The organism is Microbacterium sp. SORGH_AS_0421 (assembly GCF_030818635.1).
Classification (GTDB): domain Bacteria; phylum Actinomycetota; class Actinomycetes; order Actinomycetales; family Microbacteriaceae; genus Microbacterium.
Window position 1 is genome coordinate 2,499,879 of the sequence record NZ_JAUTAO010000001.1, and the last position, 14,167, is coordinate 2,514,045.

The window sequence follows — 14,167 nt, forward strand, 5'->3', positions numbered from 1 at the left end:
TTACTGTGCCGCCTCGAAGAGTGAGAGGACCTCGACCTGCGGGTCGGTCAGCGTCAGCGTGACGACGGGACGGCCGTGGCCCTCCGCCAACACACTCGCGTCTCCCGCGGCCTGTGCCTGGATGAGTTGTCCGAACGTGAACGGTCGACCGGGGATTTCGAGGTCGACATCGGTGCGTTCGAGGATCTGCAGGAAGACGCCGGTCGCGGGTCCTCCCTTGTGGTACTGCCCGGTGGAGTGCAGGAACCGCGGTCCCCACCCGAACGTCGTGGGGCGACCGGAATCGGCGGCCACGAGTTCGCGCAGTCCCGCAAGCTGGGCGAGGTCGAGTCGGTTCACGTACGCCTGAACGCTCACGTAGCCGTCCGCGGGTACCGTCTGCCACAGCGCCGCGAGCACACCGGCGACCGTTCCGCTGGCCGCCAGGGCCGGGTCGGAGACGCGCACCTCTACTCCGCCATCGACGAAGGCCGGGGCGGTGGGGGCGGGTTGCGCGTCGAGCAGACCGCGCGTCGCGGTCTTGGCCGACTCGACGTCGGGCTGATCGAAGGGGTCGATCCCGAGCAGCCGACCGGCGATCGCGGTGGCGTACTCCCACACGACGAACTGCGCGCCGAGCGAACCGCTCATGAGCACTTCGCCGGTGTGCCGCTCGAACAGGTGGAACGCCTCGGCGTCGTCGACGAATCGCACGACCTGGAGGTCGTCGGGTTTCGTCTCGAGCTCGGGCGACACGGGGAGCAGGACGACGGGCAGGATGCCGGTGCCGTTCTTACCCGTCGACTCGGCCACCAGCTGCTCGATCCAATCGGGGAGGCCGATGATGTGGCTGCCGTCGGTGACCAGTCCGAGCTTGTCGCGGCGCAGGTCGCCGCCTCCGGCGATGGCTGCCGCCAGCACGAGTGCCGGGTTCTCGGGCGAGTCGATCGCGACCTCGAGCAACGTGGCATCCGCCTCGTCGAGGAGATCCTCGATGTCGACGCCCGCGAGGCCCGTGGGGACGAGTCCAAACGCCGTCAGTGCCGAGTAGCGCCCACCCACGGTGGGGTCGGCGGTGAAGACGCGGTAGCCGTCGGCGCGAGCCGACTGCTCGAGCGGGGAGCCGGGGTCGGTGACCACCACGATGCGACCGGTGGGGTCGATGCCGAGATCGCGGAAGGCGGCCTCGAAGGCGCGCTTGGCGGAATCGGTCTCGATCGTGGAGCCCGACTTGCTCGAGACCACCAGCACGGTCTTCTCGAGGCCACCGGACTCGGCATCGCCGTCGATCGCAGCCAGCACCTGGCCCGGAGCGGTCGAGTCGAGGATGACGAGAGGTACGCCCGCTGACTGCGCGATGACCTCGGGGGCGAGCGAGGATCCGCCCATCCCCGCCAGGACGACACGGGTCACGCCCTGCGCGACGAGCTCGTCGCGCAGGGCCGTGATCTCGGGCACGAGCGGGCGCGAGACGGAGACCGCCCGCACCCACCCGAGCCGACGCGAGGCCTCGTCCTCCGCGGCGGCGCCCCACAGGGAGGCGTCGCCCGCGGTGATGCCCGACGCGATGAGCGAGCCCGTCAGGCCCGGCAACTCCGCGTCGACGACCGACTTGACGTGGCCGGTGACCTTGACGGCGAGAGTCACTGCGCGGCCTGGGCGCTTCCGGCCTGCAGTGCGGTCTTCACGGTGTCCTGCAGCTCGTGCCAGGAGGCGATGAACTTCTCGACGCCCTCGTCCTCGAGCACCTGGGTGGCGTCGGTGACGTCGACGCCTGCCGCGGCGAGGCGGTCGAAGACCTCGTGCGCGTCGGAGTACGCGCCGGTGACGGTGTCGCCGGTGATGACGCCGTGGTCGAACGTGGCCTCGAGCGTCTTCTCGGGCATCGTGTTCACGGTGCCGGGGGCGACGAGCTCGGTCACGTAGAGCGTGTCGGGCAGAGCCGGGTCCTTGACCCCGGTCGAGGCCCACAGCGGACGCTGCACCGTGGCACCGGCATCCAGGAGCTCCTTGGCGCGGGGCTCGGCGAACTTCTTCTCGAAGAGCTCGTAGGCCAGGCGCGCGTTGGCGATGCCGGCCTTGCCCTTGAGGTCGGCGGCCTCGTCGGTGCCGATCGCGGCGAGACGCTTGTCGATCTCGGTGTCGACCCGCGAGACGAAGAACGACGCGACGGACTGCAGGTTCGCGATGTCGTGACCGGCGTCGCGCGCCTTCTCGACGCCCGCGAGGTACGCGTCGATGACCTCTTCGTAGCGCTCGAGGCTGAAGATGAGCGTGACGTTGACCGAGATGCCGGCGCCGATGACCTCGGTGATGGCGGGCAGGCCGGCCTTGGTCGCGGGGATCTTGATGAGGACGTTCTTGCGGTCGACGCGGGCCGAGAGGTCCTTCGCCTGAGCGACGGTGCCCTCGGTGTCGTGCGCGAGGTCGGGGGAGACCTCGATCGAGACGCGACCGTCGACGCCGTTGGTGGCCTCGAAGACCGGGAGGAAGATGTCGCACGCGTCGCGCACGTCGTCGGTGGTGATCGAGAAGATCGCCTCGTCGACGCTGGCGCCCTGGGCGGCGAGCTCTTTGACCTGGCCCTCGTACGCCTCGCCCTTCGACAGCGCGCCGGCGAAGATCGTCGGGTTGGTGGTGACGCCCGAGACGTCGCGCTTCTCGATGAGCTCGGCGAGGTTGCCGGACTGGATGCGCTGACGCGACAGGTCGTCGAGCCAGAGGCTGACGCCTGCGGCGGAGAGATCTGCGGTGGGAGTGCTCATTGTTCTGGTTCTCCTCTGATTACTTCTGCGTTGCGGACGTCTGTCCGGCTGCCGCTCCCGCGGCAGCAAGCGACTCGCGGGCGGCCTCGACGACGTGCTCCGTCGTGATGCCGAACTTCTGGAAAAGGGTCTTGTAGTCGGCCGACGCACCGAAGTGGTCGATCGCGACCGAGCGACCGGCATCGCCGACGATGCCCGCCCAGCTAAGGGCGGAGCCTGCCTCGACCGACACGCGTGCCTTGACCGACGAGGGCAGCACCGACTCGCGGTACGCCTCGTCCTGCTCGGCGAACCACTCGAGCGAGGGGGCCGACACGACGCGGGCGTGCACGCCCTCGGCCGCGAGCGTCTCTCGCGCCTCGACGGCCAGCTGCACCTCGGAGCCGGTCGCGATGAGGATCACGTCGGGCTCGCCGTTCTTGGCCTCGGCCAGGACGTACGCACCCTTGACCGCGCCTTCGGCGGAGGCGAACTCGTCACCGGATGCCGCGCCCTCGCCGCGGGCGAAGACGGGGATGTTCTGGCGGGTCAGGGCGATACCGGCGGGGCCGGCGGTGCGGCGCAGCATCTCGAGCCAGACCACGCTCGTCTCGTTGGCATCCGCCGGACGCACGAGGGCGAAGTTCGGGATGGCACGGAGCGTGGCGATCTGCTCGATCGGCTGGTGGGTGGGGCCGTCCTCGCCGAGGGCGACGGAGTCGTGCGTCCAGACGAAGATCGTCGGGATGTTCATCAGGGCGGCCAGACGCACCGGCGGGCGCATGTAGTCGCTGAAGATGAGGAACGTGCCGCCGAAGGGACGCGTGGGGCCGTGGAGCACGATGCCGTTGAGGATTGCGCCCATCGCGTGCTCGCGGATGCCGAAGTGCAGCACGCGGCCGTAGGGGTCGCCCGACCACTCGTGCGTCGACCACGACGAGGGGATGAAGGACTTGGCATCCTTGATCGTCGTCAGGTTGGACTCGGCGAGATCGGCCGAACCGCCCCAGAGCTCGGGGAGCTCGGCGGCCAGGGCGTTGATGACCGTGCCGCTGGCGGCGCGGGTCGAGACGTCCTTGCCCGCTTCGAAGGCGGGGAGCGCGTCGGCGATGCCCTCGGGGAGCTCGCGCGCCTGCAGGCGGTCCCACAGCTGCTTGCGCTCGGGGTGGGCCTCGGCCCAGGCGTCGAACTTCTGCTGCCAGGCGGCCTTCTCGGCCTCGCCCCGCTCGACCAGCTTGCGCGTGTGGGCGATGACGTCGTCGTCGACGGCGAAGTGCTGCTCGGGATCGAAACCGAGCACCTCCTTCGTCGCCTTGAGCTCATCGGCGCCGAGGGCGGAGCCGTGGATCTTGCCGGAGTTCTGCTTGCCGGGCGAGGGCCAACCGATGATCGTCTTGAGGATGATGAGCGAGGGCTTGCTCGTCTCGCCCTGGGCGCGCTCGATCGCCGCGTGGAGTTCGGCGACGTCCTCGACGTACTCGCCGGTCTTCTTCCAGTCGACCGTCTGCACGTGCCAGCCGTACGCCTCGTAGCGCTTCTGGACGTCCTCGGTGAAGGCGACGTTGGTGTCGTCCTCGATCGAGATCTGGTTCGAGTCGTAGATGGCGATGAGGTTGCCGAGCTCCTGATGGCCGGCGAGCGAGGAGGCCTCGCTGGTCACGCCCTCCTGGAGGTCGCCATCACCGGCGATGACGTAGACGTAGTGGTCGAAGGGGCTCTCGCCGGCGGGGGACTCGGGGTCGAACAGACCGCGCTCGTAGCGCGCCGCGTAGGCGAAGCCGACCGAGGACGCGAGTCCCTGGCCGAGGGGACCCGTGGTGATCTCGACGCCGTCGGTGTGACCGTACTCGGGGTGGCCGGGGGTCAGCGAGCCCCAGGTGCGCAGCGCCTCGAGGTCCTTCTTCTCGAGACCGAAGCCGCCGAGGTACAGCTGCACGTACTGCGTCAGCGAGGAGTGTCCGACCGACAGGATGAAGCGATCGCGACCCGGCCAGTGGGTGTCGGCGGGATCGTGGCGCATGACGCGCTGGTAGAGCAGGTAGGCCGCGGGAGCGAGCGACATCGCGGTTCCGGGGTGGCCGTTGCCCACCTTCTCCACGGCATCCGCCGCGAGAACGCGAGCGGTGTCCACCGCGCGCCGATCGATGTCATCCCATTCGAAGTCCGACAACTGGGTCGCCTTTCTCGATACTGAGCGCCCGGGTTCACTTCCGACGCCGCACTCACCACCGTAGGAGTGGGAGAGGGGTGGGGTGTCGGCGCGGGGCGCGCGTTCTCCGTCAGCATAGCGAGAACGCCGGTGCAGGTCGCGGTGCGTGACGGGGGTCGACAGGCGGCCGGTCGTGTGGTGGGGATGGCATAGAATCGTGAGGGTTCTATTCGCGCTACCCCGGGGGACGATGGACATCTCGACGACGTCGCACGTCATTGCGACGACCGATCGCCGCTCCGTCGGACGCACCCTCCGGGCCTACGTCGCTCTGACCAAGCCCCGCGTCCTCGAGCTTCTGTTGGTGACCACCGTGCCGGTGATGATCCTGGCGCAGGGTGGCCTTCCCAACCTGTGGCTGATCCTCGCCACCGTCATCGGCGGTTCGCTCAGCGCGGGGTCGGCGGCGGCGTTCAACATGTACCTCGATCGCGACATCGACGCCCACATGCAGCGCACGGTCAACCGCCCGCTCGTGACGGGAGAGGTCTCGCCGCGCGGTGCGCTGGTCTTCGCGTGGACGCTCGCGGCGGTCTCGACGATCTGGCTGTGGGCCTTCACCAACGTCCTCGCGGCGGGTCTGTCGGCCGCAGCGATCTTCTTCTACGTCGTGATCTACACGATGATCCTCAAGCGCCGCACCGAGCAGAACATCGTGTGGGGCGGCATTGCGGGGTGCTTCCCGGTGCTCATCGGCTGGTCGGCGGTGACGGGCTCGCTCTCGTGGACGCCCTTCATCCTCTTCGCCCTGGTGTTCCTGTGGACGCCCCCGCACTACTGGCCGCTGTCGATGAAGTACGCCGCCCAGTACGACGAGGTCGACGTACCCATGCTCGGCGCGACGCGCAGTGGTTCGCAGGTCGGCCTGCAGGTCATCCTCTACGCGTGGGCCACCGTCGCGTGCTCGCTGCTGCTCATCCCCGTCGCGCCGATGGGCCTGGTCTACACGGTCTCGGCGCTCGTGTTCGGCGGGTGGTTCATCTACGAGTCCCACCGGCTGTACTCCCGTGCCGTGCGCGGCGGAGAGCCCCGGCCGATGCGCGTGTTCCACGCCTCCATCACCTACCTCACCCTGTTGTTCGTCGCGATCGCGGTCGACCCGCTGCTTCCGTTCTGACCGATTCCAGAAAGCGCCCGTCCCGTTCTCGGGGCGGGCGCTTTCTCGTTCCGGATGCCGGTTCCCGGCGTGTCCGAGCGAGCCGGCGCGGTGGCGATCAGCGGTCGGCGTCCGCGCGGGGTGCGTCGGCGATGAGGGAGCGGCTCATCTCCACGAGGCCGCCGTCCTCGGGGAGCGAACGGCGGCCGAGGACCCGGAGCTCCTGGGTGCGCCCGGTCGTGACGAACCCGTTTCGGGTGTAGTACTTCCGGGCCGGGGCGGCGCGCTCGGCCACCCAGAGCCGGAGGGTCGTTCCGCGTGTGGCGGCCCAGCCCAGGACCGCGGCGAGCAGGGCGTCGGTGACGCCGTTCTCACGCCCGCGCGCGTCCGGGGTCACATACACGCCCGTGAGGACGGGTTCCGGACCGTGCGCATCGCCGAGCTGCGCGCACATCATCCCGAGCCACCGACCCGTCTCGTCGGCTATGGCGGCCAGGCTCGTCGTGTTTGGTTGTTCGCCTCGGCGTGCGCGCATCTTCCAACCGTCGTCGGGGATGAGCAGCGTCTCTTCGACGGTCGCGGTCCACGACACGGGGTTGTCCGTGGCGTTCTCGATGCGGAACGACCGCACCTCTGGCCAGTCGACCTCCCGGGTCGTGCGCAGTGTGAACATCCCTCCACGGTACGCATTCGACCCGTCCTCCGGAGACGCGAAAAGCGCCCGCCCCCATCGGGAGCGGGCGCTTCGAGGCGCGGGATCAGCGACGCGTGGCGTCGTCTCCGGCGTCGAGCCGGGGCTCGTCGTGGCGAGCAGCAGCTGCGGCCTGCGGGGGAGCGGTCGCGGTCGACGGCGTCTCGACGTCGGCATCCTCCACCGCGAGGGGCGTGGCGGTCGTGGCGGGCGCGAACGGGGAGACGGGAGCGGAGTCCTCGGCGACGGTCTCGTCGTCGCTGCTCCAGTCGATGGTCTCGATAGCGACGTCGGGACGGTGGGTGAGCGCGGTGGCGGCGGCGAGGGCGAGGACCGCGACGATGCCGATCGCACCCGCGCCGAGGACGGCGGCGCCGACGACGACCCACGACTGGCCGACGTAGACCTGCACGACGGTGGCGTTCGGATCGTTGAGCACCTGCTCCATCGCGTCGATCCCGTTCAGGACGATCGCGAGTCCGCCGGCGATGGCGGCCAGGGATGCGACGACGAGCACCCAGAACGGGATGCTGGTCACCAGGCGGGGACGGGTCTTCATGGGGAGTACTCCTTGTCGTTCCGACAGGGGGGTGTCGGGCGGCGGGTCCCGAAGCGGGGGACGACGGGACGGTGGACACGAAAGTGCCATGTTCGACCATGACCCATGCGCCGGTGTGCTGTGTAGGGGTCGCCGATGAAACGCCTATGAGCGTATAAGGGGGTCCGACCCGCGCCCTGAGGTCATGCGGAGGTGGACATCGCGGCGCCGAGCGGATGCCGGCCGGCGGCGAAGCGGACCGTCGGCGGGAGCGCGTCTCGGCGCGGACCCCGGCCCCGCGTCAGCCGCGGGCGGCTGCCGTCTCGCGTACGGCATCCTGGCGGCCCGCGGTCGCGGGCTGCTTCAGGCGCAGCACTACGACGGTCATGGTGGCGGCGGTCAGGGCCGCGAGCACCATATGGGTACCGACCGCGAACTCGGGCAGACCGTTGCGTGCCTGGTAGAGACCGACGGCGATCTGAACGAGTTCGACGGCGAGCAGGGCGATCGCCCAGCGGCGCACCGGCAGGCGCAGACGCCACGCCGCGACGACCACGACGAGCGTCAGCGCGAACAGCGCGTACCCGGGCCACGAGTGCACGTGCTCGAGCACCTCGGCGTCGAATCCGTTGCGCCCGGCGGAGGCGTCACCCGAGTGGGGGCCCGCGCCGGTGGTGAGCACGCCGAAGACGATCGTGAGCGCGAGGACGCCCGTCGTCGCGTGGACCAGGCCGGCGAACCAGCGGGGGGCCGCGAGCAGGCGAGGGCCGGCGGGCTGGTTCATCCGCACGAGGAAGGCGGCGCACACCGCCACCAGGGACACCGAGGCGACGTAGTGGAAGCCGACGATGAAGGGGTTGAGGCCGGTGAGCACCGTGATGCCGCCGACGACGGCCTGGGCAACGATCCCCACGAGCACGACGAGCGCGAGCACGAACAGCACGCGGCGCTCGTGCCGCATGCGCCAGACGAGCACCACCACGGCGATGGCGAGGATTCCGACCAGCCCGGTCAGCGTCCGGTTGCCGAACTCGATGACACCGTGGATGCCCATCTCCTGCGTGTTCACGAGCGAGTCGGGCGTGCACTTGGGCCAGGTCGGGCAGCCGAGGCCCGAGCCGGTGAGGCGCACGGCGCCCCCGGTGCCGATGATGAGCACCTCGGCGACGAACGACAACCAGGCGAAAACGCGCACGCGACGGTCGACGTCGGTGGGGAGCCATCCGATCAGGCGGCGCAGAGCGCCGGAGTCGCGGGTGGAGGCGGTGGGGGACGAGGCGGAGGGCATGCGTACGGCTTCCTGGCGTCGAAGTGCTCCTGGCCGTCGGGAGAGTGGGCCTGCCATGCCGAGAGCGGGTGTTGCCTGTAGAATCAAAGGGTCCGGGTGCAGCGCTCACGCGTTCCGCACCCACGACAGTCTAGGCGCGCAGCCAGCGCCTTCGAGCGGGCCCACCAGCGACCTTCCTGAGACTTCGACCGGAGTCCGGAATGCCGGGGCGGATGACACCGTTGTGGCCCGAGAAGGAGAGTGATCACCATGTCCGATGTACTCATCGACCGACCCGAGCTCGAAAGCCTGGGGCAATACGAGTTCGGCTGGCACGACACCGATGCCGCCGGCGCGATCGCGCAGCGCGGGATCAACGAGGACGTGGTGCGCGGGATCTCCGCCCTCAAGTCCGAGCCCGAGTGGATGCTGAAGACGCGCCTGAAGGGCTACCAGCTCTTCGGCCGCAAGCCCATGCCCACCTGGGGTGCAGACCTGTCGGAGATCGACTTCGACAACATCAAGTACTTCGTGCGCTCGACCGAGAAGCAGGCGCAGACCTGGGAAGACCTTCCGGAAGAGATCCGCAACACCTACGAGAAGCTCGGTATCCCCGAGGCCGAGCGTCAGCGCCTCGTCGCCGGCGTCGCCGCGCAGTACGAGTCCGAGGTGGTCTACCACCAGATCCGCGAGGACCTCGAGCAGCAGGGTGTCATCTTCATGGACACCGACACCGCTCTGCGCGAGCACCCCGAATTCTTCGAGGAGTATTTCGGCACCGTCATCCCGGCCGGAGACAACAAGTTCGCCGCTCTGAACACGGCGGTCTGGTCGGGCGGCTCCTTCGTCTACGTCCCCAAGGGCGTGCACGTCGAGATCCCCCTTCAGGCGTACTTCCGCATCAACACCGAGAACATGGGTCAGTTCGAGCGGACGCTGATCATCGCCGACGAGGACAGCTACGTCCACTACATCGAGGGCTGCACCGCTCCCATCTACAAGAGCGACTCGCTGCACTCCGCCGTGGTCGAGATCATCGTGAAGAAGAACGCCCGCGTTCGCTACACGACGATCCAGAACTGGTCGAACAACGTCTACAACCTCGTCACCAAGCGCGCCATCGCGCACGAGGGCGCGACCATGGAGTGGGTCGACGGCAACATCGGCTCCAAGGTCACGATGAAGTACCCCTCCATCTACCTCATGGGTGAGCACGCCAAGGGCGAGACCCTCTCGGTCGCCTTCGCCGGTCCCGGTCAGCACCAGGACGCCGGCGCGAAGATGATCCACATGGCGCCCTACACGCAGTCGTCGATCGTCTCGAAGTCGATCGCCCGCGGTGGCGGTCGGGCGGGCTACCGCGGTGAGGTCCGAGTGGATGCCAATGCGCACCACTCCGCGAACACGGTGCGTTGCGACGCCCTGCTGGTCGACACGATCTCGCGCAGCGACACCTACCCCGCGATCGACATCCGCGTCGACGACGTGCAGCTCGGCCACGAGGCCACGGTCTCCAAGGTCAGCGAAGAGCAGCTGTTCTACCTGCAGTCGCGCGGTATGCCCGAAGACGAGGCTATGGCCATGATCGTGCGCGGCTTCATCGAGCCGATCGCTCGCGAGCTGCCGATGGAATACGCGCTCGAGCTCAACAAGCTCATCGAGATGGGCATGGAAGGATCCGTAGGCTAAATGACGACTGCGACTCAGACCCCCGCAGCCGCCGCGGAGGGGCATATCGACCCCGCCGCACTCGTGGCATCCGTCGTTCCGGTGCAGACGCGCTCCGAGCGACCGACCTCGTTCGATCCGGCTGACTTCGGCGTGCCCACAGGCCGCGAGGTCAACTGGAAGCTGACGCCCATCGCCCGGCTCGCGCCGCTCTTCGTCGACGAGGCGGGCCCCTCGGGCGTCGTCTCGGTCGAGGTGAGCGCCCCCGCCGCCGTCGAGCAGCTGCGGCTGGCCGCCGGTGAGGCTCCGCGCGGCGAGCACTTCCGTCCGGAAGACCTCACCGCCGCCCTCGCCTGGCAGCACGAGGCCGAGGCGCCGCTGCTGCGTATCCCCGCGAACGTCGAGCTCGACGAGCCCGTCGTCGTCCGCCTGACCGGCACGGGCGGCCTCGCGCACGCCCACGTCGTGATCGAGGCGCAGCCGAACTCGCGCGGCACCGTGGTGCTGCGTCACGAGGGCACCGCGAACCACGCGCAGAACGTCGAGATCATCGTGCGCGACGGCGCCGATCTCACCGTCGTCTCGGTACAGCGCTGGAACGACGACGCCGTGCACGCGGCATCCCACCAGGCTCGTGTCGACCGCGACGCCAAGCTCACGCACGTCGTGGTGAGCTTCGGCGGCGGCGTCGTGCGCGTGAACCCCTCGGTGGAGCTGTCGGGACCCGGCGCCGAGGGACGCCTGTACGGCCTGTCGTTCGCCGACGCCGGTCAGCACCTCGAGTCGCAGGTCTACCTGCATCACAAGGGACCGCACACGGTCGGCGACGTGCTGTACAAGGGCGCCCTGCAGGGCGAGAGCGCGCGCAGCGTGTGGATCGGCGATGTCCTCATCGGACCGGATGCCACGGGCACCGACTCCTACGAGGCCAACCGCAACCTCGTTCTCACCGACGGTGCTCGCGCCGACTCGATCCCGAACCTTGAGATCGAGACGGGCGACATCCAGGGTGCCGGCCACGCCAGCGCCACGGGGCGTTTCGACGACGAGCAGCTGTTCTACCTGCAGGCGCGCGGCATCGCAGAAGACGAGGCTCGCCGCCTCGTCGTGCTCGGCTTCCTCAGCGAGATCGTGCAGCGCATCGGCATCCCCGAGCTCGAGATCGAGCTCATCGAGGCCATCGAGCACGAGCTGGCCGCGGGAGCCCCGGCGTGAGCGCCTCCCGCGCGTGCGCCCTCAGCGACCTCACGCAAGACGAGGCGCACCGCGTCGAGATCGACGGTGTCGCGATCGCCGTCGTCCTCGACGGCAACGGCGATGTCCACGCGATCGGCGACGTGTGCACGCACGGCGACATCTCGCTCTCCGACGGCTTCGTCGAGGGAGAGACCCTGGAGTGCTGGGCCCACGGCTCGGCGTTCTCGCTGAAGACCGGTCGCCCGCTGAACCTCCCGGCCTACGAGCCGGTTCCCGTGTACGAGGTCGTGATCGACGGAGACGACGTGCTCATCGATCCGTCCGTCACCAAGGCGACGGCCTGAGCCGCGCCCACGACCCCCAGAATTTACGAGTAAGGAACACCATGTCTGTCCTCGAGATCCGCGACCTCCACGTGACGGTCGAGACGGAGAACGGTACGACCCCGATCCTCAACGGCGTGACGCTGACCATGCGCACCGGTGAGACCCACGCGATCATGGGCCCCAACGGCTCGGGCAAGTCGACCCTGGCGTACACGATCGCCGGTCACCCCAAGTACACCGTCACGAGCGGCTCCATCACGCTCGACGGCGAGGACGTCCTCGAGATGAGCGTCGACGAGCGCGCTCGCGCGGGTCTCTTCCTGGCGATGCAGTACCCGGTCGAGATCCCCGGCGTCACCGTCACGAACTTCCTGCGCACCGCCAAGACGGCCATCGACGGCGAGGCCCCGGCGATCCGCTCGTGGACCAAGGACGTCAAGGGCGCCATGGAGAACCTCCGCATGGACCCGAAGTTTGCCTCCCGCAATGTGAACGAGGGCTTCTCGGGCGGCGAGAAGAAGCGCCACGAGATCCTCCAGCTCGAGCTTCTCAAGCCGAAGATCGCCGTGCTCGACGAGACCGACTCGGGTCTCGACGTCGACGCGCTGAAGATCGTGTCCGAGGGTGTGAACCGCGCGAAGGAGCAGACCGATCTCGGTGTGCTGCTCATCACCCACTACACGCGAATCCTGCGCTACATCCGCCCCGACTTCGTGCACGTGGTCGTCAAGGGCCGCATCGTCGAAGAGGGCGGGCCCGAGCTCGCCGACCGACTCGAAGAAGAGGGTTACGACCGCTTCCTCGAGGCCGGTACGCCGATCGACGCGTAGGATCGTTGCATGACCGCAACCCTCGCTCCCGAGAAGTACGACGAGGTCACCGAGGCTCTCAAAGACGTCATGGACCCCGAACTGGGGATCAACGTCGTCGACCTCGGCCTCATCTACGATCTCGCGTGGGATGACGAGAACGACGCGCTCGTCATCCACATGACCCTCACCTCGGCCGGCTGCCCGCTGACCGACGTGCTCGAAGAGCAGACGGCCCAGGCCCTCGACAACGTCGTGGAACGCTTCCGCATCAACTGGGTGTGGATGCCGCCGTGGGGCCCCGAACGGATCACCGACGACGGCCGCGACATGATGCGCGCCCTCGGTTTCGCGATCTGAGACCCTCTCATGGACGCCCATCCCTCCGGGGGTGGGCGTTCGTGGTTCCTTGCGCGCCGTGTGTCCTCCTCTGACGCGCCGGATGCTCGGCATCCGGGGCTCTCGTTAGGCTTTTCGCATGAGCGTTCTCCCGTTGCAGGCCCTGCCGCTCGAACTTCTGCGCCAGCGCAGCAGCACGAAATGGCGTTCCTACGACGATGACGTGATCCCGATGTTCGTGGCCGAGACCGATTTTCCGCTCGCGCCGGCCATCACGAACGCTCTGCACCGGGCCGTCGAGATCGGTGACACGGGGTACACCCCGCCGCGACCGGGCATCGATCTCGACTTCGCCGACTTCGCCGAGCGGCAGTGGGGGTGGCGGCCGGATGCGGCGCGCATCCGCTGGACGGGCGACGTGATGATGGGCGTCGTCGAGGTGCTGCGCGCGGTGACCTCGCCCGGCGACCGGGTGGTCGTGACGCCGCCGGTGTATCCGCCGTTCTACGACACCGTCGAGGAGGCGGGGGCCGTGGTCGAGCGCGTCCCGCTGGTGGACGACGGCGAACGGTGGAGTCTGGATCTCGATGGCATCGAGCGGGCGCTGGCCGGGGGCGCGCGTGCCGTGCTGCTGTGCAACCCGCACAACCCGACCGGAACCGTGCACTCACGTGAGTCGCTCGCGGCCCTCGCGCGTCTGGCCCGGCGTTACGGCGCCAGCGTGGTCAGCGACGAGATCCACGCGCCGCTCACTCACGCCCCGGCGGTGTTCACCCCCTTCCTGGATGCCGGCGACGATGCCGCCGCGGTCGGCTACACCGTGACGAGCGCGAGCAAGACGTACAACCTCGCCGGCCTCAAGTGCGCGGTCATCGTGACGGGGGCGGAGGACACCGCCGCCGTCGTCCGCGGGCTCCCGTGGGAGGTGGAGTGGCGAGCGGGGCTGTTCGGCGTCATCGCGAATCGTGCGGCGTTCTCCGTCGACAGCGACGAGTGGCTCGCGTCGCTGCTCGTGGCCCTGGATTCCAATCGCCGGCTGCTCGCCGACCTGCTCGCCGAGCATCTGCCGCTCGCGCGCTATCGCGTTCCCGAGGCGGGGTTCCTCGCGTGGGTCGACGTCTCGGCGTACGGCTGGGGCGACAACCCCGCTCCGTTCATCCGTCGCGAGGCCCAGGTGGCCCTGCATCACGGGCCGCTCTTCGGTGTCGAGGGCGTGGGGCACGTGCGCATCAACGTCGGCTGCGCGCCCGAGGTGCTGCGCGAGGCGATAGAGCGCATCGGGGGACTCGTCGATCGCGGGTAGC

The 14,167-nt window shown here is 69.0% G+C and carries 13 protein-coding genes; 7 read left to right on the forward strand and 6 right to left on the reverse strand.

Annotated elements, in window-relative coordinates; all coding sequences use genetic code 11:
- The 3 genes from QE416_RS11930 to tkt are packed head-to-tail and all read right to left on the reverse strand — an operon-like array spanning window position 1 to window position 4,893.
- Window positions 1–1,626: a glucose-6-phosphate isomerase gene (locus QE416_RS11930; RefSeq protein WP_307316475.1), complete on the reverse strand. Its 1,626-nt coding sequence runs from the start codon at window positions 1,624–1,626 to the stop codon at window positions 1–3.
- The gene (tal, locus tag QE416_RS11935; protein ID WP_307316477.1) at window positions 1,623–2,744 is read right to left on the reverse strand and encodes a transaldolase; all 1,122 of its coding nucleotides are present in this window, start codon (window positions 2,742–2,744) and stop codon (window positions 1,623–1,625) included. The genes QE416_RS11930 and tal overlap by 4 nt, the downstream gene beginning before the upstream one ends.
- 19 nt (window positions 2,745–2,763) lie before the next feature.
- Entirely contained in the window at window positions 2,764–4,893 is a 2,130-nt protein-coding gene (gene tkt, locus QE416_RS11940) for a transketolase (protein WP_307316478.1), read from the reverse strand.
- A 229-nt stretch (window positions 4,894–5,122) separates the two neighbouring features.
- Here tkt and QE416_RS11945 point away from each other — a divergent pair, with 229 nt between their 5' ends.
- Entirely contained in the window at window positions 5,123–6,049 is a 927-nt protein-coding gene (locus QE416_RS11945) for a heme o synthase (protein ID WP_267787457.1), read from the forward strand.
- A gap of 97 nt (window positions 6,050–6,146) precedes the next feature.
- On the opposite strand, the gene QE416_RS11950 is transcribed toward QE416_RS11945, so the two are convergent.
- From QE416_RS11950 to QE416_RS11960, 3 genes are all read right to left on the reverse strand, one after another.
- Window positions 6,147–6,701: a GNAT family N-acetyltransferase gene (locus QE416_RS11950; protein ID WP_307316481.1), complete on the reverse strand. Its 555-nt coding sequence runs from the start codon at window positions 6,699–6,701 to the stop codon at window positions 6,147–6,149.
- 85 nt (window positions 6,702–6,786) lie between these two features.
- Window positions 6,787–7,278 carry a dinucleotide-utilizing enzyme gene (locus tag QE416_RS11955; RefSeq protein ID WP_267787455.1) on the reverse strand — a complete coding sequence of 164 codons (492 nt, stop codon included), beginning with the start codon at window positions 7,276–7,278 and terminating at the stop codon, window positions 6,787–6,789.
- A gap of 280 nt (window positions 7,279–7,558) precedes the next feature.
- A complete protein-coding gene (locus QE416_RS11960) occupies window positions 7,559–8,545 on the reverse strand; it encodes a heme A synthase (RefSeq protein WP_307316482.1) in 987 nt (328 codons plus the stop codon).
- A 249-nt stretch (window positions 8,546–8,794) separates the two neighbouring features.
- On the opposite strand from QE416_RS11960, the gene sufB reads away from it, so the two are divergent.
- From sufB to QE416_RS11990, 6 genes are all read left to right on the forward strand, one after another.
- The gene (sufB, locus tag QE416_RS11965) at window positions 8,795–10,213 is read left to right on the forward strand and encodes a Fe-S cluster assembly protein SufB (protein WP_094734162.1); all 1,419 of its coding nucleotides are present in this window, start codon (window positions 8,795–8,797) and stop codon (window positions 10,211–10,213) included.
- Window positions 10,214–11,407 carry a Fe-S cluster assembly protein SufD gene (gene sufD / locus QE416_RS11970; RefSeq protein ID WP_210076624.1) on the forward strand — a complete coding sequence of 398 codons (1,194 nt, stop codon included), beginning with the start codon at window positions 10,214–10,216 and terminating at the stop codon, window positions 11,405–11,407.
- Window positions 11,404–11,733: a non-heme iron oxygenase ferredoxin subunit gene (locus tag QE416_RS11975; RefSeq protein WP_115918788.1), complete on the forward strand. Its 330-nt coding sequence runs from the start codon at window positions 11,404–11,406 to the stop codon at window positions 11,731–11,733. Before sufD ends, QE416_RS11975 begins: the two co-directional genes overlap by 4 nt.
- Window positions 11,734–11,774: 41 nt before the next feature.
- Window positions 11,775–12,545, forward strand: coding sequence for a Fe-S cluster assembly ATPase SufC (sufC, locus tag QE416_RS11980; protein WP_056232130.1), 771 nt, complete (start codon window positions 11,775–11,777; stop codon window positions 12,543–12,545).
- A 9-nt stretch (window positions 12,546–12,554) separates the two neighbouring features.
- On the forward strand, window positions 12,555–12,884 hold the full coding sequence (locus QE416_RS11985; RefSeq protein WP_056232125.1) for a metal-sulfur cluster assembly factor: 330 nt from the start codon (window positions 12,555–12,557) through the stop codon (window positions 12,882–12,884).
- A 118-nt stretch (window positions 12,885–13,002) separates the two neighbouring features.
- Window positions 13,003–14,166 carry a MalY/PatB family protein gene (locus QE416_RS11990; RefSeq protein ID WP_267787453.1) on the forward strand — a complete coding sequence of 388 codons (1,164 nt, stop codon included), beginning with the start codon at window positions 13,003–13,005 and terminating at the stop codon, window positions 14,164–14,166.
- The last annotated feature ends 1 nt before the right edge of the window (window position 14,167 follow it).